The 23,377-nt window shown below is 66.3% G+C and carries 23 protein-coding genes; 6 read left to right on the top strand and 17 right to left on the bottom strand.

From position 1 onward, the window contains the following. Positions 1 to 74: 74 nt before the first annotated feature. Positions 75 to 356 carry a hypothetical protein gene (locus LDO86_RS07270; RefSeq protein ID WP_018772255.1) on the top strand — a complete coding sequence of 94 codons (282 nt, stop codon included), beginning with the start codon at positions 75 to 77 and terminating at the stop codon, positions 354 to 356. Between the two features lie 7 nt (positions 357 to 363). Here the strand turns inward: LDO86_RS07270 and LDO86_RS07265 are convergent, their stop codons facing one another. The 10 genes from LDO86_RS07265 to truB all read right to left on the bottom strand — a co-directional run bounded on the left by LDO86_RS07265 (position 364) and on the right by truB (position 10,413). Beyond that, on the bottom strand, positions 364 to 870 hold the full coding sequence (locus LDO86_RS07265) for a DUF1579 family protein (protein ID WP_043425765.1): 507 nt from the start codon (positions 868 to 870) through the stop codon (positions 364 to 366). Between the two features lie 98 nt (positions 871 to 968). After that, positions 969 to 2,312, bottom strand: a complete 1,344-nt coding sequence (locus LDO86_RS07260) for a pitrilysin family protein (RefSeq protein WP_018772253.1) — start codon at positions 2,310 to 2,312, stop codon at positions 969 to 971. A 112-nt stretch (positions 2,313 to 2,424) separates the two neighbouring features. Further along, the gene (locus LDO86_RS07255; RefSeq protein ID WP_018771972.1) at positions 2,425 to 4,683 is read right to left on the bottom strand and encodes a polyribonucleotide nucleotidyltransferase; all 2,259 of its coding nucleotides are present in this window, start codon (positions 4,681 to 4,683) and stop codon (positions 2,425 to 2,427) included. A 240-nt stretch (positions 4,684 to 4,923) separates the two neighbouring features. Next, positions 4,924 to 5,193, bottom strand: a complete 270-nt coding sequence (gene rpsO / locus LDO86_RS07250; RefSeq protein ID WP_013600532.1) for a 30S ribosomal protein S15 — start codon at positions 5,191 to 5,193, stop codon at positions 4,924 to 4,926. A 184-nt stretch (positions 5,194 to 5,377) separates the two neighbouring features. Then, positions 5,378 to 6,637 carry an aminotransferase class V-fold PLP-dependent enzyme gene (locus tag LDO86_RS07245; RefSeq protein WP_018771971.1) on the bottom strand — a complete coding sequence of 420 codons (1,260 nt, stop codon included), beginning with the start codon at positions 6,635 to 6,637 and terminating at the stop codon, positions 5,378 to 5,380. After that, positions 6,634 to 7,488 (bottom strand): tryptophan 2,3-dioxygenase, encoded by an 855-nt coding sequence (gene kynA / locus LDO86_RS07240; RefSeq protein WP_018771970.1) that lies wholly within the window; start codon positions 7,486 to 7,488, stop codon positions 6,634 to 6,636. The genes LDO86_RS07245 and kynA overlap by 4 nt, the downstream gene beginning before the upstream one ends. 65 nt (positions 7,489 to 7,553) lie before the next feature. Next, a complete protein-coding gene (locus LDO86_RS07235) occupies positions 7,554 to 8,537 on the bottom strand; it encodes a bifunctional riboflavin kinase/FAD synthetase (protein WP_018771969.1) in 984 nt (327 codons plus the stop codon). A 96-nt stretch (positions 8,538 to 8,633) separates the two neighbouring features. After that, complete coding sequence (locus tag LDO86_RS07230) at positions 8,634 to 9,101, bottom strand: hypothetical protein (protein WP_018771968.1); 468 nt, start codon at positions 9,099 to 9,101, stop codon at positions 8,634 to 8,636. A 19-nt stretch (positions 9,102 to 9,120) separates the two neighbouring features. Next, entirely contained in the window at positions 9,121 to 9,474 is a 354-nt protein-coding gene (locus LDO86_RS07225) for a hypothetical protein (protein WP_018771967.1), read from the bottom strand. A 3-nt stretch (positions 9,475 to 9,477) separates the two neighbouring features. Then, positions 9,478 to 10,413 carry a tRNA pseudouridine(55) synthase TruB gene (gene truB, locus LDO86_RS07220; protein ID WP_026266187.1) on the bottom strand — a complete coding sequence of 312 codons (936 nt, stop codon included), beginning with the start codon at positions 10,411 to 10,413 and terminating at the stop codon, positions 9,478 to 9,480. A 101-nt stretch (positions 10,414 to 10,514) separates the two neighbouring features. Between truB and LDO86_RS07215 the strand changes: the two genes are divergently transcribed. Then, entirely contained in the window at positions 10,515 to 11,672 is a 1,158-nt protein-coding gene (locus LDO86_RS07215) for an aminotransferase class I/II-fold pyridoxal phosphate-dependent enzyme (protein ID WP_224084412.1), read from the top strand. A 50-nt stretch (positions 11,673 to 11,722) separates the two neighbouring features. On the opposite strand, the gene trxA is transcribed toward LDO86_RS07215, so the two are convergent. Together trxA and LDO86_RS07205 are read right to left on the bottom strand one after the other, a co-directional pair. Beyond that, on the bottom strand, positions 11,723 to 12,160 hold the full coding sequence (gene trxA / locus LDO86_RS07210) for a thioredoxin (RefSeq protein ID WP_018771964.1): 438 nt from the start codon (positions 12,158 to 12,160) through the stop codon (positions 11,723 to 11,725). A 2-nt stretch (positions 12,161 to 12,162) separates the two neighbouring features. Further along, positions 12,163 to 12,666, bottom strand: a complete 504-nt coding sequence (locus LDO86_RS07205; RefSeq protein WP_018771963.1) for a nucleoside deaminase — start codon at positions 12,664 to 12,666, stop codon at positions 12,163 to 12,165. Between the two features lie 174 nt (positions 12,667 to 12,840). Between LDO86_RS07205 and LDO86_RS07200 the strand changes: the two genes are divergently transcribed. After that, complete coding sequence (locus LDO86_RS07200) at positions 12,841 to 13,986, top strand: ScyD/ScyE family protein (protein ID WP_056389871.1); 1,146 nt, start codon at positions 12,841 to 12,843, stop codon at positions 13,984 to 13,986. Between the two features lie 73 nt (positions 13,987 to 14,059). On the opposite strand, the gene rbfA is transcribed toward LDO86_RS07200, so the two are convergent. The 5 genes from rbfA to rimP all read right to left on the bottom strand — a co-directional run bounded on the left by rbfA (position 14,060) and on the right by rimP (position 20,060). Continuing rightward, positions 14,060 to 14,569, bottom strand: a complete 510-nt coding sequence (rbfA, locus tag LDO86_RS07195) for a 30S ribosome-binding factor RbfA (RefSeq protein WP_018771961.1) — start codon at positions 14,567 to 14,569, stop codon at positions 14,060 to 14,062. 304 nt (positions 14,570 to 14,873) lie between these two features. Next, positions 14,874 to 17,789, bottom strand: a complete 2,916-nt coding sequence (infB, locus tag LDO86_RS07190; protein WP_018771960.1) for a translation initiation factor IF-2 — start codon at positions 17,787 to 17,789, stop codon at positions 14,874 to 14,876. Between the two features lie 152 nt (positions 17,790 to 17,941). Beyond that, positions 17,942 to 18,289: a YlxR family protein gene (locus tag LDO86_RS07185; protein ID WP_081620263.1), complete on the bottom strand. Its 348-nt coding sequence runs from the start codon at positions 18,287 to 18,289 to the stop codon at positions 17,942 to 17,944. Positions 18,290 to 18,468: 179 nt separating this feature from the next. Beyond that, positions 18,469 to 19,449 (bottom strand): transcription termination factor NusA, encoded by a 981-nt coding sequence (gene nusA / locus LDO86_RS07180; protein WP_018771959.1) that lies wholly within the window; start codon positions 19,447 to 19,449, stop codon positions 18,469 to 18,471. After that, the gene (rimP, locus tag LDO86_RS07175) at positions 19,449 to 20,060 is read right to left on the bottom strand and encodes a ribosome maturation factor RimP (protein WP_018771958.1); all 612 of its coding nucleotides are present in this window, start codon (positions 20,058 to 20,060) and stop codon (positions 19,449 to 19,451) included. The genes nusA and rimP overlap by 1 nt, the downstream gene beginning before the upstream one ends. A 104-nt stretch (positions 20,061 to 20,164) precedes the next feature. On the opposite strand from rimP, the gene LDO86_RS07170 reads away from it, so the two are divergent. The 3 genes from LDO86_RS07170 to LDO86_RS07160 all read left to right on the top strand — a co-directional run bounded on the left by LDO86_RS07170 (position 20,165) and on the right by LDO86_RS07160 (position 23,357). Continuing rightward, positions 20,165 to 21,382 (top strand): DUF4439 domain-containing protein, encoded by a 1,218-nt coding sequence (locus tag LDO86_RS07170; RefSeq protein WP_224084411.1) that lies wholly within the window; start codon positions 20,165 to 20,167, stop codon positions 21,380 to 21,382. A 99-nt stretch (positions 21,383 to 21,481) separates the two neighbouring features. Further along, complete coding sequence (locus LDO86_RS07165; RefSeq protein WP_224084410.1) at positions 21,482 to 22,249, top strand: VIT family protein; 768 nt, start codon at positions 21,482 to 21,484, stop codon at positions 22,247 to 22,249. A 67-nt stretch (positions 22,250 to 22,316) separates the two neighbouring features. Further along, entirely contained in the window at positions 22,317 to 23,357 is a 1,041-nt protein-coding gene (locus tag LDO86_RS07160; RefSeq protein WP_056389958.1) for an aminoglycoside phosphotransferase family protein, read from the top strand. The last annotated feature ends 20 nt before the right edge of the window (positions 23,358 to 23,377 follow it).

Here is a 23,377-nt window from a genome sequence, read left to right as displayed (position 1 = left end):
GCCGCAGCCCGGACCGTCTAGCTTTAGCAGCGTGGAGCGTCCTCCAACCTGGCGGGACGAGTAAGGAGACTGGGATGTTCACCCTGCAGATCGAACACAGCATCACCGATTTCAGCACGTGGAAGGCGGCATTCGACCGGGATCCGGTGGGCCGGTCCGCGTCAGGGGTTCTCGCGCACCGGATAGGCCGGCCCGTGGGCGAACCGCAATACATTGTTGTGGAACTCGACTTCGCGGACCTGGCCCAGGCAGAGCAGCTGCTCACGAACCTTCGAACACAGGTATGGCGTTCGCCCGCCAACGCCCCTGCCCTCGCCGGTGCGCCGAAAACGCGCATTATCGAGGCGGCGTCCTAGCCATGCCTCAGGCGCGGTGGAATTCCGAGCGCATGAATGGCCTGTGGGACAAAGCCTCGCCGTCCACACCGGCCTCCGGGGCGTCGCCGCCGTCGTCCCGCCCGGGCGAACGCAATTCGGTGACGTGTGTCAGGACACCGTTCGCCACCTCGATGGAGTGGCGCGTCCAGCCTCCGGCATTGCGGCGTTCAACACGGAGGACGCCGTCGCGCCAGGTGCAGCGGGCGGCGTTGCCGGGCGGCACGCCGGTGCTGTCAACGTAGTACCACAGCACGTCGTTGTGGACCGGATCGATCGTGAAGATGCCGTGGCCTTCGAAGTGGCTGCCGTCCGGTTCAATGTGCCGGTAGCTCTGCACCACGCCGAGACCCCCGGCAACCTGCGTGTAGGACACCTGGGCGCTCACGCGGTGTTCCGGCCCCCAGGGACCGGCAGCCACGTGTGTAAAGCCCTGCCAGTGACCCAGCAGGTTCGCTAACGCCGGATGTCCGTGCTCCGCTCCTGGCCCGTTCACCGTTCCGCCTTCCCCTGCCGAAGATCACTCCCCACTCAGGATGGACTCTGCAGAGCCGGGCCGCCAGCGTCTCCGCGGCATCTCCGCGGCGCGGGGTGCTACAGGCCGAAGGTTTCGGTCTCGTCGAACGGGCCAACCACGGTGACGGTCCGGGGCGCGGCGGCGAGTTCGGCGGCAAGTTCCTGGACCTGTTCCGTGGTGACGGCTTTGATCAGCCGCAGTGTTTCGTCAATGTCCTGGTACTCGCCGGACACCAGTTCGGCGCGGCCCAGCCGGGACATCCGGGAGCCGGTGTCCTCCAGTGCCAGGACGATTCCGCCGCCCAGTTGTCCCACGGCCTTGCGCAGTTCGTCGTCTGAAATCCCGTGTTCCGCGAGCTTGTCGAGCTCCACAGCCAGCAGGTCCAGCACCTGCCGGACCTTGGACGGCGTGCAGCCCGCGTACATCCCAAAGTAGCCGGCGTCGGCGTAGGACGAGGCAAAGGAGTAAGTGGAGTAAACCAGCCCGCGCTTCTCACGGACTTCCTGGAACAGCCGCGAGGACATGCCGCCGCCCAGGACCGCGTTCAGGACACTCATGACGTAGCGGCGTTCATCGGTGGCAACGATCGTGGGGCAGCCCATGATGATGTTCGCCTGCTCCACGGCCCGCTTGACCACATGCAGGCCCGCCGTTCCCGTGATCAGGGCACGTTCGGTGGAACGCCGCTGCACCGGCGCGGCGTCCGGCTTAAGCGACCAGCCCGCGGTCTGGAGGGCATCCACCACGAGTCCGCATACGACGTCGTGGTCCAGGCCGCCGGCGGCGGTAATGACCAGCTCTTCCGGCTTGTAGTACCTGCGGTAGTGCTCCCACACGGAATCGCGGGCTACGGCCTTGATGGCGGCGGGAGTGCCGCCGATGGGCCGTCCCAGCGGATGGCTGCCGAGGACCGCGGCGACGAAGTGCTCGTGCGCCACATCAGTGGGGTCATCACTGTCCATGGCAATTTCTTCCAGGATGACGTCCCGTTCCTGCTCCATCTCGTCAGGATCCAGCACGGCGCCGGTGATCATGTCAGCGATGACGTCGATGGCCATGGGAAGGTCCGAGTCCAGCACCCGCGCAAAGTAGCAGGTGCTTTCCTTGGCTGTTGCCGCGTTCGATTCGCCGCCCACCTCGTCAAACGCGGAAGCAATCTCCAAGGCCGTGCGGCGCTTGGTGCCCTTGAACAGCAGGTGTTCAAGGAAGTGGGTGGACCCGTGCTGGCCGGGTGCCTCGTCACGGGATCCGACGCCCACCCAGAAGCCGATGGTGGCAGACCGCTGTCCCGGCATCGCCTCGGTCAGTACCCGCACTCCCCCTGGCAGCACTGAACGCCGCACCTCGGACCCGCCGTCGGAGCCGTGGACCAGGGTGTCGCCGGCGTGGTTCTGCTCAAGCGGCAGGGGTACAACAGTCATTGATGCCTTTCAGGACGGGCAGCCGGATCTGGCTGCCATCGTAACAGCGGCGGGACCGGTGGATCATCCACCGGTCCCGCCGATTCATGCTTATGCCGGGAAGCCCCTGCTGTTAGACCTCAGCGCCTTCAGCAGGCTCCGTGGCGTGAACGCGCTCGGTGTCGTCGGCGCCTTCCTCTTCAGCCACGACCGGAGACAGGGACAGCTTTCCGCGGTCATCGATCTTGGTGATTTCCACCTGGATCTTCTGGCCCACGGAAACAACGTCGTCAACGTTGTCCACCCGCTTGCCGCCGGCGATCTTGCGCAGCTCGGAGATGTGCAGCAGGCCGTCCTTGCCCGGGGTCAGCGACACGAAGGCACCGAAGGTGGTGGTCTTGACCACCGTGCCCAGGTAACGCTCGCCGATCTCCGGGACCTGCGGGTTGGCGATGGCGTTGATGGCGGAGCGTGCTGCATCTGCAGACGGACCGTTCGTGGCGCCAATGTAGACCGTGCCGTCGTCCTCGATGGAGATGTCGGCGCCGGTGTCTTCCTGGATCTGGTTGATCATCTTGCCCTTGGGGCCGATGACCTCGCCGATCTTGTCCACGGGGATCTTGACGGCGATGACGCGCGGTGCGAACTCGGAGAGCTCGTCCGGGGTGTCGATGGCCGAGTTGATGACCTCGAGGATGTGCAGGCGCGCCTCTCGGGCCTGCTTCAGGGCTGCCGCGAGCACGGAAGCGGGGATGCCGTCGAGTTTGGTGTCCAGCTGGATGGCCGTGACGAACTCGGCGGTACCGGCAACCTTGAAGTCCATGTCACCGAAGGCGTCTTCGGCGCCGAGGATGTCGGTCAGTGCCGCGTAGCGGGTCTGGCCGTCAACCTGGTCGGACACCAGGCCCATGGCGATGCCGGCGACGGCGGCCTTCAGGGGCACACCGGCGTTCAGCAGGGACAGGGTGGAGGCGCAGACGGAACCCATCGACGTGGAGCCGTTGGAGCCGAGGGCCTCGGATACCTGGCGGATGGCGTACGGGAATTCCTCGCGGGACGGCAGCACGGGCACGATGGCGCGCTCTGCCAGGGCACCGTGGCCGATTTCGCGGCGCTTGGGCGAGCCCACGCGGCCGGTCTCACCGGTGGAGTACGGCGGGAAGTTGTAGTTGTGCATGTAGCGCTTGCGGGTGACGGGTGACAGCGAGTCGATCTGCTGTTCCATCTTGAGCATGTTCAGCGTGGTGACACCCATGATCTGGGTCTCGCCGCGCTCGAAGATGGCCGAACCGTGAACGCGGGGCAGAACCTCGACCTCTGCGGTGAGCTGGCGGATGTCCGTCAGGCCGCGGCCGTCAATGCGGATCTGGTCCTTGAGGATGCGCTGGCGCACAACGTGCTTGGTGACGGAGCGGAAAGCAGCGGACAGCTCCTTTTCGCGGCCTTCGAACTGGCCTGCCAGGCCGGCGAGGACCTCGTCCTTGAGCGCGTCGGAGGCGTTGTCGCGTTCCTGCTTGTCGGCGATCTGGAAGACAGCGGCGAGCTTTTCGGCGGCAGCGGATTCGACGGCGGCGTAAGCGTCGTCTTCGTAGTCCAGGAAGACCGGGAACTCGACCGTGGGCTTTGCAGCGCGTGCGGCGAGGTCGGCCTGGGCGTCGCAGAGTGCCTTGATGAACGGCTTGGCAGCCTCCAGGCCCTCGGCCACAACCTCTTCGGTGGGGGCGGTGGCGCCCTGTTCCTTGATGAGGTTCCAGGAGTTGTCGGTTGCTTCGGCCTCGACCATCATGATGGCGACGTCGTCACCGGCAACGCGGCCGGCAACCACCATGTTGAACACGGAGTTTTCCAGCTGCGAGTGCTTGGGGAAGGCAACCCACTGCGATCCGTTTTCGTCGTTGACCAGGGCAACACGGACGCCGCCGATGGGGCCGGAGAACGGGAGGCCGGACAGCTGGGTGGACATCGAGGAAGCGTTGATGGCAACGACGTCGTACAGCTCATCGGGGTTGATGGCCAGGACGGTGACCACGATCTGGACCTCGTTGCGCAGGCCCTTGATGAAGGCGGGGCGCAGCGGGCGGTCCATCAGGCGGCAGGCCAGGATGGCTTCGGTGGACGGGCGGCCTTCGCGGCGGAAGAACGAGCCCGGGATACGGCCGGCAGCGTACATGCGCTCTTCGACGTCGACCGTGAGCGGGAAGAAGTCGAAGCCTTCACGCGGGTGCTTGCCGGCGGTGGTTGCGGACAGCAGGGCGGTGTCATCGTCGATGTACACCATTGCTGCGCCGGCTGCCTGCTTGGCGAGGCGGCCGGTTTCAAAGCGGATTACGCGCTTGCCGAAACGGCCATTGTCAATGACTGCTTCCGAGAACTGGATTTCGGGACCCTCCAAGAGAGTCACCTCCGTTTCTATTTACGGAAGTCCAGCCGCATCAACCCAGCCAGCATCTGTCTACTGGCCCTGCACCCGGTCATCGATCGAGACCCACGGGCCGCCGGCTTCAGTCAACGAAGCCGTTCCCGGGGATCACTACCGAGGACCGCGAATGCGTGATGCGGTTGATCCTCCTGTTTAGTTTTTATTTGAAGAAGGCGGCCCGTTCCGGAGGGAAAGGGCCGCCCCAAAGTGTGACTAGCGGCGCAGGCCGAGACGCTCGATGAGCGAACGGTAGCGGGCGATGTCAGTCTTCTTGAGGTAGCTCAGCATGCGCTTGCGACGACCAACCATGGCCAGCAGACCGCGCTGGGTGTGGTAGTCGTGCTTGTGCTCCTTCATGTGCTCAGTCAGATCCTTGATCCGCTGGGTCAGGACAGCAACCTGGACCTCGGGTGAACCGGTGTCACCTTCGCCAGTTGCGTATTCCTTGATGATGGACTGCTTTACAGCGGCGTCAAGTGCCACAATATCTCCTTGGGATGTGCCGTGAGGGCCCAGGTCAGTAATTCACTGCCGGGTCTGCCGTGCTGGTCCTGATCCGGATAACCGGGGAAGGCCGACCACAACAGGAACCAGCCGCCACGGACTGCAGCCGGATCCATCGTCCAGTTTACCGGGCGCGGCCTAACCTTGTCGAAACAGTGCGCCGTCAGCCCTGCAGCCGGGCCCGGATCGCCGCCATGCCCTGGAGCACTTCCGCAAAACTGGTGCTCAACGGCGACAACCCCACCCGGACGCCATGGGGAGAGCGGAAGTCAGGGATGACATCCCCTTCCCAGAGCGCTTCCACGGTGGCCTTGGTGAAGTTGGGATGGTCCACCGTGATATGCCCGCCCCGTTCCCCCGGGTTCCGCGGCGACGCCAGTTCGGCTCCCAGCGGGGCCAGCCAGGCATCGAAGACCTCCACGGCGAATGCGGTCAGGGCCTGGGACTTCTCCCGGATGGCAGCCATGGTGGCTTCCTCGATGAGGTCCAGGGTTCCCCGCATGGCAATCATGCCGAAAATGGCGGGGGTGCCGCTGAGGAAGCCCCGGATGCCGGCGGCGGGTTCATAGCCGGCGGCCATCTCGAAGGCGTCCTTCCGCCCCATCCAGCCCCAGATGGGCTGGTTCAACGAGGGCAGGTGCCGGGCATTGACGTAGGCGAAAGCAGGCGAGCCCGGGCCCCCGTTTAGGTACTTGTAGGTGCAGCCGGCTGCGAAGTCCACGTCGGCACCGTCCAGGTCGATCTCCACCGACCCCGCGGAATGGCACAGGTCCCACACCACCAGCGCGCCGGCGTCGTGCACTGCCGCGGTGATCCCCGGCAGGTCCGCGAGGTGGCCTGAGCGGTAGGCGATCTGGCTGAGGAGGACGACGGCGGTCCTCGGCCCGGTGGCCTGGCGCACCTGGTCAAGGGTCACCCCGGCGGCCGGGTCGGGCTCGATCCAGCGCAGGGTGAGGCCTTCCTCAAGGGCGATGCCCTCCACCAGGTAGCGGTCCGTGGGGAAGTTTTCCGTGTCCAGCACCAGCTCGTTGCGGTCTGGATCCTGTACGGCGGCCAGGGCCGCGCGGATCAGCTTGTAGAGGACCACGGTGGTGGAATCGGCGATTATGGTCTGCCCCGGAGCAGCTCCGAGGACGGCGCGTCCGAGCTGGTCCCCGATGGCCTGCGGCATGCTGAGCCACTGTTCGTCCCAGCCACGGATGAGGCGTCCGCCCCACTCGTCCCGGATGAAGGCGGCGACGTCGTCGGCAGTGCGCGTCAGGGGCCGGCCCAGGGAGTTGCCGTCCAGGTAGGACAGCGGTGTGTCCGTGCCAATGAAAAGGTCCCGGTAGTGTGCCAGGGCGTCCCGGCGGTCCAGCTCTTCGGCGCGCCCGCGGAGCGCTTCGGCAGACACATCGAGGTGGTTTTCCTGATGGATGCTCATTGTCCGATCTCCGTCCTGACAGCGAATAATTCCGGGAAGAACGTCAATTCAAGGGCCTTTTGCAGGAAGGTCACACCGCTGGATCCTCCGGTGCCGGTCTTCATGCCGATGGTCCGCTGCACGGTGCGCAGGTGGCGGAACCGCCAGAGCTGGAAGTTGTCCTCCAGGTCCACCAGTTCCTCGCACGCCTCGTAGGCAGCCCAGTTGTCCGCCGCGTTTTCATAGATGTGCTTGAAAAGCGGGACCAGTTCCGGGGTGAACTCATGGGCCTGGGTCACATCCCGGTCCAGGACCGATCCCGGCACATCGAAGCCCTGCCGCGCGAGGTAGGCCAGGAACTCGTCGTAGATGCTGGGGGCGGCAAGCAGTTCGGCCAGCATGGCGTGGGCTTGCGGATCGGATTCGAAGACGGGCAGCATCTTGCTGTTCTTGTTCCCCAGGACGAATTCCACCGCCCGGTACTGGGCCGACTGGAACCCTGACGAGTTGCCCAGGAAGCCCCGGAACTGCGAATACTCGGTGGGTGTCAGGGTGGCCAGGACAGACCATTGTTCGGTAAGGGTCTTCTGGATGTGCTTGACCCGGGCAATGCCCTTGAGCGCGGAACCGAGGTCGTCCCCGCGGAGCCACGCGGCCGCGCTGCGCAGCTCGTGCAGGACCAGCTTCAGCCACAGCTCCGTGGTCTGGTGCTGGATGATGAACAGCAGTTCATCGTGGTGCTCGGGCTGGCTGACCGGCTGCTGCGCGCTGAGCAGCGTGGGAAGCTGCAGGTAGGAGGCGTAGCTCATCCGCGAGCTGAAGTCGCGGACAATCCCCTCATCCAGCTTGCGGGTGTTCTTTTCGACGGACACGTGCTGCCTTTCGTTGTTGTCACCCCGTTGTTGCAGCCACGTTTTGCAACCGGCGGATGCTGCAGTCAGTGGTGGCTGAGGAGCTGGTGGGCCTGGGCCACATCCAGCCGCATTTGTTCCACCAGTGCCTCAGGGCCACGGTAGGCCACCATGCCGCGAAGCCGCGCCACGAATTCAACAATCACTGTCTGGCCGTACAGATCGAAGTCCTCCACGGCCTCCTTGGGCCTGTCGATGACGTGCGCCTCCACCTGGCGGCTCACGCCCTCGAACGTGGGATTGGACCCCACTGAGATCGCAGCAGGCCAGCGCGTGCCCGCCTGGTCCACCAGCCAGCCCGCATAGATGCCGTCTGCGGGGATCAGCCCCGTGGCGTTCGAGGAAAGGTTTGCCGTGGGGAAGCCGAGGGCGCGGCCGCGGGCTGCCCCGTGAACCACTTCGCCGCGCATTCTGTGCGGGCGGCCCAGGACCGAGGCGGCGGTGGCAACATCGCCTTCCTGCAAGGCTTCGCGCACCCAGGTGGAGGAGCAGCGCCGGTCCGTGCCGTCGTCGTCATGCAGGGGGTAGCCCTCGGCGCCGAACTCGCTGATGACCTGGACATCGAAGCCGAACTTGTCGCCCAGCGCCTTCATGGTGTCCAGGTCTCCGGAGTTGCCCCGTCCAAAGCGGGCGTCGTGGCCGATCACCACGTGGCTGGCGTGGAGGCAGTCCACCAGGTACTGCTCCACGAATTCCTCAGCCGTGAGGCTGGCCAGATCCAGTGAGTACTTGATCACCAAAATGGCGTCCAGTCCGAGTCCGCCCAGCGCGTCCAGTTTGTCGTCCAGGCCCATGATGAGCTCGGGCGCGGCCTCGGGCCGGTGGATTACCGCCGGGTGGGGGTCGAAGGTCACGGCCACAGCCTTGGCGTGGGAAAGGCGGGCCGAGCGGATCAGCTGGGACAGCACCTGCTGGTGGCCGCGGTGAACACCGTCGAAGTTGCCGAAAGTGACAACAGATGGGCCGAAATCCGCCGGGACATCGGACGGATCGTTCCAGATGTAAACCATCACCCTCGCCTTAAGCTGCCTGCAAGCCACGTTCCGGAACCATGCCGGCCGCGGAACTCTTCAAGGTTACCCGGATTCACTGTGCTGCCTTTGACATCACTGCGCGGCTTTGGAACGCGCTTCAGCCGCCACCGAAGGCCGGCGCCGGTAGAGCCACACCAGTCCCAGGATGGGCAGCAGCAGCGGAATGAAGCCATAGCCGCGGCCAAACAGGGACCACACGGTCTCGTGCGGGAACTGCACGGAGTCCAGGATGCTCAGGGTACCCACCACCACGACGCCCACGAGTTCAACCAGCACCGCGGCAACGGAGACCTTGAACCAGGTGGTTCCGGCTCTGGCCAGCGACACCGTGGCCACCACGTACACCAGCGCGGCGAAGGCGGAGAGCAGATAGGCCAGCGGAGCCTCGGAGAACTTGGTGAGGATCTGGTATCCGGCCCGGGCCGTGGCCGAGATCGCGAAAACGCCGTACACGGCAATCAGCAGGCGGCCTGGCCCGGTATTGCGGGTATTGCGGGTGGGTGCCTCGCCGGGAGCCGCCGGGGCTTGCTTGTCGTTCATTCCTGCTGCTTCTTCCACTTCAGTACCAGATCTGGTTCATTCGGGCGGCCATGACGAGTGCCGTGACGCCGACCGCGGCCAGGACAAAGTTGCTCCACCGGGTGCGCTCCAAAATGGACCAGTAGATTGCCGCCGGCGGCAGGAGCATGGCGGTGGCCATGTAGCCCCAAAACTCCCACGCCTCCCCGGCAATCGGTTCGCCGGCGATCACGCGGACGATGGACCCCACCAGGTACACCACCAGGGCCGCTTCCACGGCTGCGACGGAGAGGATGGTGACGTCGTTCGGCGCCTTCTTGAGGATGCCCGCACCCAGGCACACCAGCGTGGACACCAGGCCGACCACGAGGATGATCCAAAAATATGCGTCCACGTGTCAGGCCTCCGCGGCGGCGGTTGCGGCCGTCCCGGCGCCGGGGGCGAAGACGAGCACCGGCTTGGCGTAACTGCCTGCGTCTGCAAGAAGGGCCACGAGGCTGCCGTCGGGAGCGAAGGCGGCGGCCGGATGCTCCACAGTGGCGGCGCCGGGAGCGCCGGGGGCCGCGCCGGCAGCGATCCGCCGCCCGAAGGAGATCTCCGTGGTTTCCTCGGCGCTGAGTTCGCGGTTGGGCATCAGTGCCCGGGCAGCCTGCGACATTTCCAGGACGTTGAGCTCTTCGGCAAGCTGTTCGAGCGTGCGTGCCTGGTCCAGCGAATAGGGGCCCACATGGGTCCTGCGGAGGGCAGTGAGATGCCCTCCAACACCCAGCGCATTGCCAAGGTCCCGGGCCAGGGCACGGATGTATGTGCCCGAGGAGCATTCAACGGTGACGTCGAGGTCAATCACACCCGCCGCCGGATCCCGCCGGACGGCGTGCACCTCGAACCGGTGGATGGTGACAGGGCGTGCGGCCAGCTTCACATCCTCGCCGGACCGGACGCGCGCGTAGGCGCGTTCGCCGTTCACTTTGATGGCGCTGACGCTGCTGGGCACCTGCTCGATGTCGCCTGTGAGTGCCGCGACGCCGTCGTGAATTGCCTGCTCGGTGACACCGGAAGTGCCGGCCGTGGCCGTGACCTCCCCTTCCGCGTCGTCCGTGACGGTGGCCTGGCCCAGCCGGATGGTGGCGGTGTAGGTCTTTGAGGTGCCCACGATGTAGGTCAGCAGGCGCGTGGCCTTGTTGATGCCGACCACCAGGACGCCCGTGGCCATGGGATCCAGGGTTCCGGCGTGCCCTACTTTCCGGGTACCTGCGAGGCGCCGCATCCGGCCAACCACATCATGGCTGGTCCATCCCTGCGGCTTGTCCACTATCACCAGTCCAGAAAGCACGCCTCCCAGTATATCGGCGCTGGTTGGCCCGCCGGCCCACGCCACCACCCCGGTCCCGGACGCACCGCGGCAGCCCGACGGGGACGGCTAGGATGGCTGCCATGCCTGAGCTTGCCGCCCATGTCCGCGACGTGCCCGTCAACCAGATCCGCGAGATCACCGAGGCCGCGTGGCGTACTCCCGGCGCCATTGTGTTGAGTATCGGGGAGCCGGGTTTCCCGCTCCCCCGCCATGTCCTGGACGCAGGCATCGCCTGCCTGGACCGCGATGAAACCAACTACACACCCAACGCCGGGATCCCCGCCCTTCGGGAAGCGTTCGCTGCCAGGTTCCGGGAAGAACAAGGGGTGGACGTCGGTGCTGACCGCGTCTACGTGGTGTCCGGGGCGCAGCAGGGCCTGCATTTCGCCATGAGCCTGCTGCTGTCCCCCGGCGACGAAATCCTGATCCCCAACCCGGGCTACCCCACCTTTGCGATGACCAGCCGGTTGCTCGGTGCCGTGCCGGTGGGCTATCCGCTGCGCCCCGAACACAGCTTCCAGCCACAGGTTGCCGACGTGGAGGCCCTCATCACCAGCCGCACCCGGGTGCTGGTGCTCAATTCCCCGTCCAACCCCCTCGGAGCAGTGCTGGGTGAAGAAGTGGTCCGGGAACTGATGGACCTGGCCCGCCGGCATGACATTTGGGTGGTTTCGGACGAGTGCTACGAGGCGTTCACTTACGATGTTCCCCACGTCAGCCCGGCAAGGTTCGACGGCGGCACCCCGGCGGATGCACGCGTGTTCACTTCGCTGACACTGTCCAAGACGTACGGCCTGACGGGTCTGCGAATCGGCGCGCTCATCTGCCCGCCCGGCCTCAAACAGCAGATGGACAACGTGATGGAATCCATCGTGTCGTGCGTGGCGTCAGCGCCGCAGTACGCGGCGCTGGCTGCCCTGACCGGGCCGCAGGACTACGTCCGGCACGCCCACCAGCACTACCGGGAGAACCGGGATGCCGCCTCGGCAGTCCTCACCGCAAAAGGGATCCGCTATCTGCCGGCGCAGGGGGCGTTCTACCTTTGGGCCGATATGTCCCATGTGACCGGCGGGGACGTGCGGGCCTGGGTTCGGCGTTTCCTGGCGGATTCCGGTGTGGCGCTGGCCCCAGGGACCGCCTTCGGCTCCATCGGCGAAGGGTGGGTCCGGATCGCGCTGTGCGGCCGGAAGCAGGATCTGCTGGACGGGCTGTCCCGGCTTCCGGACGGCCGGCCCTGACGTCCTGGGTTGATACCTGGCTTGGCCGGCCGGCGAAGCTGCCTGCCCTGTTAGCTGCGGGCGCCGGCGAGGGCCTTGTCCAGCCAGGAACGGAGGACGCCCGCCGGTGCGGCGCCGGCCTGGCGGGCTGCGACCTTTCCGTCGACCAGAACCATGAGGGTTGGAATGGCCTGGACGTCGAACCGCCGCGACAGGCCCGGAGACGCGTCCACATCCACCTTCACCAGCTTGATCTTCCCGGGCCGCTCCCGGGCCAGCTGGTCCAGGACGGGGCTTACCATGCGGCAGGGCCCGCACCAGGCGGCCCAGAAATCCACCAGCACCGGAACCGGCGACTGCTCCGCCACGGCGGCGAAGTCGCTGTCGCCCGCGGACACGATCCAGGGCAGGTCCGCCTTGCAGTTGCCGCAGCGGGGATGTCCGGAGGCCTGGGCCGGCACCCGGTTGGTCTTACCGCAGGCGGGGCAGCGGAGTAGGGCGGATTCCATGGCTAGTATTCCTTCCTGCTGTCAAAGGCGCGCCACGCCTGGAAGGGGACGTCCGACGTCGGGATGTCACTCCTGGTGACGGGCATCAGCTCCGGGGCCGCGCCGCTGAAGTAGTCGTAGAAGAGGGCGTCGTCGAAGCCTGCCGCAGCGGCGCCGTGGCGGTCCGCGGCGAAGTAGACGTGGCCGATCCTGGCCCACAAGGCAGACGCCAGGCACATGGGGCACGGCTCGCAGCTTGCGTAAAGGACAGAGCCGGTGAGGTCGAAGTCCGCCGCAGCCGCGGCCGCTGCCCGGATGGCCACCACTTCCGCGTGGGCAGTGGGATCGTTGTCCCGGGTCACCCTGTTGACGCCGGCATGCACGCGCCCGTCGGGTGTTACCACCACAGCTCCGAAGGGGCCGCCGCCTTCACCAACATTTTGTGTGGCCAACTCCACGGCCTGTTCAAGGTACTGGGCAAATGCAGGGTGCCGTAAGCCCCGGTTGCCGTGTTCTGCGGAGGTCATAGCACGATCCTAGCCATGTGCACCCCATAGGGGGACGGAAAGGGGGCCAGGAAGGGGGCAGGCCCCCAGCGCCTACCCGCTGGTAGGAGCCTACGCTGACGCCCGGGGGATATATTTCGCCTCTACGGAGGCGCCACATCCAGCCCGCAAGGGCCTCGCACCCCGGAGTACCCCATGAAAAGAAAACTCACCTTTATCGCCTGCATGGCAGCCGCCATGATGGTCCAGGCATCACCGGCGTTTGCCTCCACTCACGACCCGGACTTTGAAGTCCTGGGTACAGGACTCCTCACCCCACTCCACCTTGCCGTTGGCAAGGGCGAATCAGTCCGTGTCAGCCAGGACTTCGCCGGCGTCCTTACCCGTGTGGAGCACGACGGATCGACAGAAGACGTCTACACCGCCAAGAAGGGTTGGGAAGTCGCCGGCGTGGAAATCCGCGATAGCACCACGTACTTCCTGGAAAGCATCGGAGCCGGGCAGGGTGATCCGGCCAAGCTTCAGGGCTACTTGAAGTCCATTGACTCCAGAGGCGATGTGGACACTATTGCCAACTTCGCGGAATACGAACGGAAGCACAATCCCGACGGGGACCAGCACTACGGCTTCGAGCCAGACGTCAGCGACAAGTGCCTGGCAGACTGGCCGGCCTTCCCACCCGCCCGATACACGGGCACGGTGGATTCCCACCCGTACGCCTTGGCAGTCAAGGACAGCACCGCCTACGTGGCTGACGCCGGCATGAACGCGATCCTCAAGGTGAATCTCAAATCGGGCGCCATTTCCACACTGACGGTCCTGCCGCCAAGGCCGGCCAAGGTCCCCGCTGGCCTGCAGATTCCACTTGACATGGAAGGCCACACGATGACGGTTCCTGACTGCGTTGTTGGCGAAAAGTACGCGTTCGAACCGGTTCCCACCGATGTTGAAATCGGTCCGGACGGCTGGTTGTACGTCACGTCACTGCCTGGTGGCCCGGAGGGACCGGAACTGGGTGCTCGCGGTGCCATATTCAAGGTGAATCCGTGGAACGGTGACACGACTGTTTGGGCGGACCATATCCTGAGTCCTACCGGTCTGGCCGTGGCCGACAACGGGGACATTTACGTGGCATCGCTGTTCGGCGGGGAAATCCTGAAGTTCAACTGCGACGCGGATCGCTCGCGTTTCCTGGAGGTGAACCTGCCCGCGGATGTTGAGTTCAAGGACGGAGATGTCTTCGCCACCGTGGATGCGCTGCCGGCGCAACCCGATCCGTCGATGCCTAACGCTCCCGCTCCCATGCCTGCCGGCAGGGTTATCGAAGTTGATCTTCGATAGGCGGTAGCCAAACACGCAGCAGGACCCGGAGGTGCCTCCGGGTCCTGCTGCTGTGTTTGCGGAAGTCCGCTGCCTACTTGTTGGCGTCCTCGTCGAGGTCTTCGTCGTCGCTGAGGTCCAGGTCCTCTTCGTCGAAGTCGTCCTCGTCGATGTCAACGTCGGCGACCGCGTCGGACTTGTACGGATCCGCGTCGCCGGCGTGCCGGGCGTTGGCGGCAAGGGCGGCAACCTCGGCATCCCGCTTCTTGGCCTCCCGGAGCAGTTCCTCCAGGTTGGAGGCGTTGACCGGAATCTGGTCGGCCACGAACTCGAGGGTGGGGGTCAGCCGGACGGTGATGTTCCGGCCCACCTCCTGCCGGAGCACACCCTTGGCCTTCTCAAGGCCCTTGGCAGCGTCGGCCTGGACAGCCTGGTCCCCGAAGACGGTGTAGTAGACGGTGGCATGCTGCAGATCATTGGTCACGCGGGCATCGGTAACGGTAATGCCCTCAAGCCGGGGATCCTTGACCTTCCGGCCCAGGGCCTCAGCAACAACAACCTTAATCCGCTGCGCCAATTTGGCAGCACGTGCCGGATCAGCCATGAACAACTCCTAAAAGAAGAAAAATTTGGGACGTACGACGGCGGCGCAAACGTCAGCCAACGCGCCCAGGGTCTGGATGCCACGCACCCAAGCGAGCCGATGACGCACCCGTTGGATTTTTTCCGGCGGCCTGGGAGTGGCATCTAAGGAAATAGCCGAGGGTCCCCACGCGAGCTTGCGAGTGTTGGGAAGGCCATTTCCGCTGCCGAAGCTGGGCGGCGCGGGATCGAAGATCCCAAGCCGCCCAGCGAAGGGGCGGGGCCGCCGGAAAAATCCAACGGCCCCGGCCACGGACTAACAAGAGTTAGACGCGCGGCTTCTCGCGCATCTCGAAGGTCTCGATGATGTCGCCTTCGGTGATGTCGTTGTACGACCCAAGGCCGATACCACATTCGAAGTCCGTGCGGACCTCGGTGGCGTCGTCCTTGAAGCGCTTGAGCGACTCAACGGTGAGGTTGTCACCGATGATCTTGCCGTCGCGGCTGACGCGTGCCTTGGCGTTGCGTCGGATGATGCCCGAGCGGACGATCGAGCCGGCGATGTTTCCGAACTTGGAGGAGCGGAAGACTTCGCGGACCTCGGCGGTGCCGAGCTGGACTTCTTCGTATTCCGGCTTGAGCATGCCCTTAAGCGCTGCCTCGATGTCATCGATTGCTGCGTAGATGACGGAGTAGAAGCGCATGTCCACGCCTTCACGGTCTGCCAGTTCGGCAACCCGCTCGGCGGGCTTGACGTTGAAGCCGATGATGACGGCGGAGTCGACCGTTGCCAGGTTGACGTCGTTCTGGGTGATGGCACCCACACCGCGGTGAATGACGCGCAGCTGCACGCCTTCGCCGACGTCGATCTTGAGCAGCGCGTCTTCGAGGGCTTCCACGGCACCGGACACGTCACCCTTGAGGATGAGGTTGAGGGTGTCGATCTTGCCTTCGGCGACGGCCTGGTCGAAGTCTTCCAGGCTGATGCGCTTGCGGCGCTTGGCCAGGGCGGCGTTGCGGTCGGCTGCTTCACGCTTCTCGGCGATCTGGCGGGCAGTGCGCTCGTCAGCAGTCACGAAGAAGGTGTCGCCGGCGCGCGGCACGTTGGACAGACCCAGCACCTGGACGGGGCGGGACGGACCGGCCTCGGTCAGGGCGCTGCCGTCGTCGTCGAACATCGCACGGACGCGGCCGTGGGCCGTGCCTGCCACGATGGTGTCGCCGACGCGCAAGGTACCGGACTGGACCAGGACGGTTGCAACAGCACCGCGGCCCTTGTCCAGGTTGGCTTCGATCGCGATGCCGCGGGCGTCCTTGTTCGGGTTGGCGCGCATGTCCAGGGCAGCGTCCGCGGTGAGCAGGACGGCCTCGAGCAGCTCGTCGATGTTGAGGTTCTGGCGGGCAGAGACCTCCACGAACATGGTGTCGCCACCGTATTCCTCGGGAACCAGGCCGTACTCGGTCAGCTGGCCGCGGACCTTCTCCGGGTTGGCGCCTTCCTTGTCGATCTTGTTCACTGCCACGACGATCGGCACGTTGGCCGCCTGGGCGTGGTTGAGGGCTTCAACGGTCTGCGGCATCACGCCGTCGTCCGCTGCGACCACCAGGATGGCGATGTCGGTGACCTTCGCACCACGGGCACGCATGGCGGTGAACGCCTCGTGGCCCGGGGTATCGATGAACGTGATCTTGCGGTCGTTGCCGTCGTGGTTGTGCGTGACCTGGTAGGCACCGATGTGCTGGGTGATGCCACCGTGCTCGCCCGCCATGACGTCGGACTTGCGGATGGCATCGAGCAGCCGGGTCTTACCGTGGTCGACGTGGCCCATGACGGTGACAACCGGGGGACGTGCTTCCAGTTCCTCGTCGCCTTCGGCTTCGAGTTCGGCATCAAAGTCGATGTCGAAGCTGGAGAGCAGCTCGCGCTCCTCGTCCTCAGGGGAAACGACCTGGAGCTTGTAGCCCAGTTCCTCGCCGAGCAGGGCGAAGGTGTCCTCGTCCAGCGACTGGGTGGCGGTGGCCATTTCACCAAGGTGGAACAGCACCGTCACCAGTGCGGCGGGGTTTGCCTCGATCTTGTCGGCAAAGTCCGTGATGGACGAGCCACGGCGGAGCCGGATGACGGTGTTGCCGTCGCCGCGGGGTACGCTCACGCCACCCAGCGACGGGGCACTCATCTGCTCAAGTTCCTGGCGCTTTGCACGCTTCGACTTGCGCTGCTTGCCACGGCCTGCGCCGCCCTTGCCGAAGGCACCCTGGGTGCCGCCGCGGCCGCGGCCGCCCTTGCCGAAGCCACCGCCGGCGGGAGCACCGCCGCCGGCACCGGGACCACCGGTACCGGGAGCGCCACCAGGGCGTCCGGGACCGCGGCCGCCGCCGCCCGGACGGCCGGCACCTGCGGGTGCGGGACGCTCAGTGCGGTTGGGCATCATGCCGGGAGTAGGACGGGGACCGCCGGGACGGGGAGCGCCCGGACGGGGTCCGCCTGCGCCTGCTGCAGGACGGGGGCCACCGGCACCCGCTGCGGGACGCGGCCCACCCGGACGAGGTCCGCCTGCACCTGCTGCGGGACGGGGACCACCGGGGCGGTCGCCGTCGGTACGGCTGCCACCGGGGCGGGGCATACCCTGCGAAGTGGCGAAGGGGTTGTTGCCCGGACGGGGGGCGCGTTCACCGTCTCCGCCGCGGCCGCGGGGCATGCCCTGCGAGGTGGCGAAGGGGTTGTTGCCCGGACGGGGACCGCCGGGACGCGGGCCGGACCCGCCCGGCGTGGATCCACCCGGACGGGTGGAGGGAGCCGGGGTTTCGGCCTTGGGTGCCGGGCGTGCACCGGGCTTGGCGCCGGTGGAGGGAGCACCCGCGGACGGAGCCGCGGGGGCGGCAGGCGTGGCGGCCGGCGCAGCCGGTGCTTCTGCCTGTGCAGGTGCGGTGGGGGCAGCGGGAGCCGGTGCCTGTGCCTTGGGGGCCGGAGCCTTGGGCGCAGCGGGGCCGGGAGCCGGTGCTGAAGGGCGTGATTCTGCCACGGGGGCAGGTGCCTTGGGTGCAGCGGCGGGCGCTGCGGCCGGGGCCGCTGACTTGGCAGCGGCGTCGGGGAAGGCGTTGCGCAGTTTCCGCACAACGGGGGCCTCAATGGTTGACGAGGCGGAGCGAACGAATTCGCCCAGTTCCTGCAGTTTTGTCACTGCATCTTTGGAAGTTATACCGAGCTCTTTGGCGAGCTCATGTACGCGGACCTTGGCCACATTTCTCCTGTCTCGGTCCGCACCGAGCCAGGCACGAACCGTCTACTTCTTACTGCGGACCCCAGCCGCTGTTGATGCGAAGGGGCCCATTGCAGAGCGCAACAAAGTTGTCATCGTTACGCACTCATCGCTGGGAACTCATCGGGTTTCCATCAGATTTCTGACCCGCTTTCAGGTTGGACGGTTGGTGTTGCAGCCACCGGGGCGGCGTCAACGTTCGGACCTGACATGATCCAGTGTTCGACGGCGACTGTTCCGGTTGCGCCCGGAAGGGCACGTCCGAATGCTCGCCGCTTGATCGCCAGAGCCAGGCACGATTGGCTGGGGTGCAGCCATGCACCCCGGCCAGACATCCGGCGTCGTTCATCCACCAGGACAGCGGTTGACCCGCTGCCTTCGGCGACGAGCCGGAGCAACTGCGACCGCGGGCCTTTCTTCCGGCATCCGATGCAGGTACGTTCAGGTTGACTTCCGGTGGAAAGCACTTCTGCCACGGTCATCGTCCTGACGTTCATTCTGCTGGCCGAAGGTTTACCGCTTCCGCAGTTACGGAAACGAGCACGCCCAAGGCACACGGCTACCGGCCGTTAGGCGCGGTCCTGTCTATTCTAGCCCCTTTGGGCCGTTCTGCCAGAAACCGGGTGGCCGCCGCGTCGCGCCAGCCACCGGTGCCTGGACGTTACTTGTCGCGGGAAACCGCGGCGTCGGAGACGATGTCGATGCGCCAGCCGGTCAGCTTCGCCGCCAGCCGGGCGTTCTGGCCTTCCTTGCCGATGGCCAGCGACAGCTGGTAGTCGGGAACGACAACCCGGGCGGAGCGCGTGGCTTCGTCCGTGATGGTGACGGAATTCACGCGCGACGGCGAGAGTGCGCTGGCGATGAAGGTGGCCGGGTTCTCGCTGAAGTCAACGATGTCGATCTTTTCATCGTTCAACTCGGTCATGACCGCGCGCACGCGTGAGCCCATCTCGCCGATGCAGGCACCCTTGGCGTTGATCCCCGGGGTGTTCGCCTTGACGGCGATCTTGGTGCGGTGGCCGGCTTCGCGGGCCAGGGCAACGATTTCCACGGAGTGGTCGGCGATCTCGGGTACTTCGAGTTCGAAGAGCTTGCGGACCAGGCCCGGGTGGGACCGGGACAGCGTGACGGACGGACCCTTGGTCCCGCGGTGCACGTCGATGACCAACGCGCGGAGGCGGTTGCCGTGGATGTACTTCTCACCGGGAACCTGCTCGGGCGGCGGCAGCAGGGCTTCGATGGAGCCGAGGTTTACCTGGATCATGTGCGGGTTGTTGCCCTGCTGGATGGTACCGGACACCAGTTCGCCTTCGCGGCCCTTGAATTCGCCCAGGACGTTATCGTCCTCGACATCGCGGAGCCGCTGCAGGATGATCTGGCGAGCAGTGCTGGCGGCGATCCGGCCGAACCCTTCCGGGGTGTGCTCGAATTCACCGATGGGGGCGCCGTCGTCGTCAATCTCCACGGCCCAAATAGTGACGTGGCCGCTCTTGCGGTCCAGCTCGGCGCGCGCTTTCTCGAAGGCGCCGGGTGACTTGTGGTAGGCCACCAGGAGCGCCTGCTCGATGGTGGGGATCAGGAGGTCCAGCGGGATTTCACGCTCACGCTCCAAAAGTCTCAGTGCGCTCATGTCAATATCCATCAGGCCTCCTCAGAAGGTCCATTGTGTTCAGGTTCCAGACCGTCCTCGGGGAGGTGGCTGAATTCGATCTCGACTTTTCCGTTGCGGATCCTGTCGAAAGGAAGTTTTACGGGTTCGCCCTGCCGGGGCTTCATGCCCTTCTTGACGGCGACCTCCGGGACCAGGGTGACTCCCCCATCGTCCACGGACTGGATGCGGCCGGTGATGTTGTCGCCCTGGATCACGTTCACCTTGACCATCCGGCCGCGGGCCCGGTGCCAGTGGCGGGGTTCCGTCAGGGGGCGCCCAACGCCGGGCGAGGACACTTCGAGGTCGTACGGACGGCCGTCGTCGTTGGGATCGTTGTCCAGTACATCCGAGAGCACTTTGGAGATGTCCGCGATAACGTCAAGGCTGACGCCACCGCTTTCCTCCTGCGGCAGGTCCACCACGACGTGGACCACCCGGTGCGAGCCGGGGATGATGGCCACATCCTCCAGGTACAGGCGGTTGGCCTGGACTGCGGGTTCCATGAGGGCCCGCAGCCGGGCAGCTTCGGGGTTGTGCGCCGGCGCGGATCCGCTTCCCGTACCGGTGTGGTCTGGTGAAGCCGTGGCTTCTGCATTGCTCACGATGCCGGCCGCCTCCCTATAGATGATGTGGTTTTACTAGCGTAGCTATTTTACCGGCCATTGGTGCACCCGGGTTCCCCTTCAGCGTGACACCATGGTCTGTTGTGAAAGACCGCCCCCAGGGCCCCAGCCCCCGCATGCGCCCGCTCCGTTTTGCCGTCTTCGCCCTTGCCGCGCTGGTTGTCCTGAGCCTCGGTTTTGCCCTGGTTCCCGCGGAAAAGCCCGCACCTGCCCAGCCTTCCTTCTCGGAGCGGGCCCGGGCGGCGGCGTTCAGCAAGGCAGTGGACCTGCGTACTGCGGGAATGCAGCTCGCCTCCGCCGGTGCCGCGGACGCCACCGTGCTGGAGCCGGTTGTGACCTTGCTGACCATCCAGGCAAGGGCACTGCTGGGCCCTGCCCCGGAGTCAGCGCCGGCGTCGCCCCCACCACCTTCCACTTCCGGCCTCCCCAGTGCCAATCTTCCCAGCGCAAATCTTCCCAGTGCCGATCTTCCCAGTGCCGATCTTCCCAGTGCCGGCCTCCCAACTGCCGCCGAATTTGTCCAGGCCCTGGCTGACAGCGGCGCCGCGCGCGTCAAGGACGCGGAAACGGCCGACGGCGGCATGGCGCGGCTTCTGGCGGGCACCGGCACGGCACAGCTCCTCGCGGCCGGGCGTCTTGCTGCCGCAACGGGGATGCCCGCGCCGCAGGGACACGCAGGAACGCAGGGACAGTCAGGAACGGAGGGTACGGGAGTAACTGAGGGACAGACTTCCGGGGCAGCGAGAACCCCAGCGCCCTGCCCCTCGCCTTCGGCGCCGGCCACCGTCCCGGAGACCACCGGGCCCGGCACTGCTGCGGGGATACGCCAGGCACTGGCCGCTGCCATCACCGCGGAGCACCAGGCCACCTACGGCTACCAGGCGGCACTCCCCCGGCTGGCGCCCGCGGAGGAGGGGCCGGCGTCGGAATTCCTGGTCCGGCATAAGGAACAGGCCGCGGCCGCGGAGGAACGCCTGCTGTCTGCCTGCGGCGCGCCCGTGCCGCAACAGCCCGGGTACGTCCTTGATCCTGGCTTCCTGGCAGCACCGGCCGCCGGTTTGGGCAAGCTTGAGGCGGCCACGCTGGAGGCCTACGGCGACGTCGTTGCAGTATCCCAGGGCCAGGACCGGCAGTGGGCAATGTCAGCGCTGCAGTCTGCCGCCGGACGGGCCATGCGGTGGGGCGCAGACCCCGGACCTGTTCCCGGCCTGGCCCTGGACGTCGACCAACTGCCCGCCCTCCCTGCCGGTGCCAGGCTTCCTGCCAGCGCCGGCCCCACGACGTCGCCAACCGCATCCTGAACCCGTGCGGTCTCAGCGTGCCCGCTTCGTTCTGTCGCCTGCCCGAAGAAAGCCGCCTACAGGGTGGCGATGGGCGGGCATGGGTGGTTTGCTGATGGGATGAACGCGGACCAACCGGCCGACGACCCGGGAGGGACGGCAGCGAGCCCCGGGCTCAACAGCCACCTCGAGACCGAACCACACGGCAACGATATTGCGCACCGGCTGAACTGGCTCAGGGCCGGCGTCCTGGGCGCCAATGACGGCATTGTCTCCGTCGCTGCCATTGTGGTGGGCGTGGCCGGGGCCACCGCCGAGATAGGATCCATCCTCACGGCAGGCGTCGCCGGAGTGGTGGGCGGTGCAGTGTCGATGGCCTTGGGCGAATATGTGTCGGTCAGCAGCCAAAGCGACAGCCAGCGGGCCCTGATCGAGAAGGAACGCCGCGAGCTGGCGGAAGAACCGGAAGCGGAACTGGCCGAGCTGACCGCCATCTACCAGGCCAAGGGTCTCACCCCTGAAACAGCGGCCAAGGTTGCCCGGGAGCTTACCGCCCACGATGTGCTGGCCGCGCACCTGTCCGCCGAGCTCAACATTGATGAGGCGGACATCGTCAGCCCCTGGCATGCGGCTTTCGCTTCCGCCATCGCGTTCACCGTCGGGGCCATCCTGCCCATGCTGGCCATCCTGCTTCCACCGCCGGAGATCCGGGTCCTGCTGACTTTTATTTCGGTCCTGCTGGCTTTGGCCTTGACGGGGGCAGTTGGCGCCTGGATCGGCGGCGGTTCAAAAACACGCGCCGCCGTCCGCGTGGTGGTGGGCGGTGCCTTGGCGCTCGCTGCAACATTCCTGATCGGCAACCTGCTCGGGGCCTCCGGTGTTGTCTGACCCCGCGGTGCCTGACGCTGTGATTCCTGACGCCGTGATTCCCGATCCCATGATTCCTGACAACGGGATGACCAACCCCATGGTGAGCGGCTCCGCGGCGGCGGTCCCCATTCCGCCCGGCCTTTCGGCCCGCTACGCCCGCAGCAGCGAGGGAAGGGGATGGCTTGTCAGCCTTCCGGTCCTGCTGCGGGACCGCTTGGAGCAGTGGCAACTGGCGGTTGACCTGCCGCCTGCGACCCTGCCGTGGAACGGCCACGGCGGCTTGGTGGTGCCGGTGCGCCGGCACGATGGCTCCCCGGCAGCGCTCAAGATCGCTTTTCCCCACGACGAGGCAACGGTGGAGCGGCATGCCCTTGCGCTTTGGGACGGCCGGGGCGCAGTTGCGCTGCTGGCCTCTGATGCAGGGTCTTGCGCCATGCTCCTGGAACGCCTCGACGCCGGCAGGACGCTGGCGGACCTGGCGATGGAGGACGCCGCGCAGGTGTGGGGCGGGCTGGTGCGGCAGCTGGGGATTGTCCCTGACCACCGCCCTGAGTGGCGGGAATTCGGTCACATCGCGGCCAGGGCGGAACAGTGGAGTGACGACCTTCCAGCGGACTGGGAGCAGCTGGGCCGGCCGTTTCCCAGGTGGCTGTTGGAGGCAGCCCTGGAGGTGTGCCAGACGCGCGGCGCGGTGGGACGCCGGTCCGCGCATGATCTGCTGGTCCACACCGACCTCCATTTCCTGAACATCCTCGCGCGCCCGGGCACGGACGGGCCGCCGGCACCGGCAGGTTACGCGGCGATCGACCCCCAGCCGATGATCGGCGAGCCGGAGTTCGCGGTGGCGCCGCTGCTGTGGAACCGCCTTGGAGACCTGCCGGCAGTCCAGGCCGGGCCGGCGCTGCTCAGCCGCTGCAACGACTTCAGCACGGCCGCCGGACTTGACCCCGATGTAGCCCGGCAATGGGGTATCGCCAGGGAGGTGGACAATGCCCTTTGGTACGCGTCGCACCGCCATCCTGGCGACCTGGCCCGGTCCCTCTGGGTTGCCAGCACCCTTGCCGGAAACACCTTGGAAGGCCTCCCGCATCCCCATGCGCTGCCGGAACCCGGCCAGGGCGGCTAAGGGCACTCCGCACCCCGAGA

The sequence above is a fragment of the Arthrobacter sp. StoSoilB19 genome (assembly GCF_019977275.1).
Classification (GTDB): domain Bacteria; phylum Actinomycetota; class Actinomycetes; order Actinomycetales; family Micrococcaceae; genus Arthrobacter.
The sequence above is the reverse complement of the archived record's forward strand: the minus strand, read 5'-3'. Positions and strand labels throughout refer to the sequence as shown.

Coding starts and splice junctions, on each gene's coding strand:
- LDO86_RS07270 (WP_018772255.1), top strand. CDS start 75: ATGTTCACCCTGCAGATCGAACACAGCATCACCGATTTCAGCACGTGG.
- LDO86_RS07260 (WP_018772253.1), bottom strand. CDS start 2,312: ATGACTGTTGTACCCCTGCCGCTTGAGCAGAACCACGCCGGCGACACC.
- LDO86_RS07245 (WP_018771971.1), bottom strand. CDS start 6,637: ATGAGCATCCATCAGGAAAACCACCTCGATGTGTCTGCCGAAGCGCTC.
- LDO86_RS07235 (WP_018771969.1), bottom strand. CDS start 8,537: ATGGTTTACATCTGGAACGATCCGTCCGATGTCCCGGCGGATTTCGGC.
- LDO86_RS07230 (WP_018771968.1), bottom strand. CDS start 9,101: ATGAACGACAAGCAAGCCCCGGCGGCTCCCGGCGAGGCACCCACCCGC.
- LDO86_RS07215 (WP_224084412.1), top strand. CDS start 10,515: ATGCCTGAGCTTGCCGCCCATGTCCGCGACGTGCCCGTCAACCAGATC.
- trxA (WP_018771964.1), bottom strand. CDS start 12,160: ATGGAATCCGCCCTACTCCGCTGCCCCGCCTGCGGTAAGACCAACCGG.
- LDO86_RS07205 (WP_018771963.1), bottom strand. CDS start 12,666: ATGACCTCCGCAGAACACGGCAACCGGGGCTTACGGCACCCTGCATTT.
- LDO86_RS07200 (WP_056389871.1), top strand. CDS start 12,841: ATGAAAAGAAAACTCACCTTTATCGCCTGCATGGCAGCCGCCATGATG.
- rbfA (WP_018771961.1), bottom strand. CDS start 14,569: ATGGCTGATCCGGCACGTGCTGCCAAATTGGCGCAGCGGATTAAGGTT.
- LDO86_RS07185 (WP_081620263.1), bottom strand. CDS start 18,289: ATGACCGTGGCAGAAGTGCTTTCCACCGGAAGTCAACCTGAACGTACC.
- nusA (WP_018771959.1), bottom strand. CDS start 19,449: ATGGATATTGACATGAGCGCACTGAGACTTTTGGAGCGTGAGCGTGAA.
- LDO86_RS07165 (WP_224084410.1), top strand. CDS start 21,482: ATGAACGCGGACCAACCGGCCGACGACCCGGGAGGGACGGCAGCGAGC.
- LDO86_RS07160 (WP_056389958.1), top strand. CDS start 22,317: ATGACCAACCCCATGGTGAGCGGCTCCGCGGCGGCGGTCCCCATTCCG.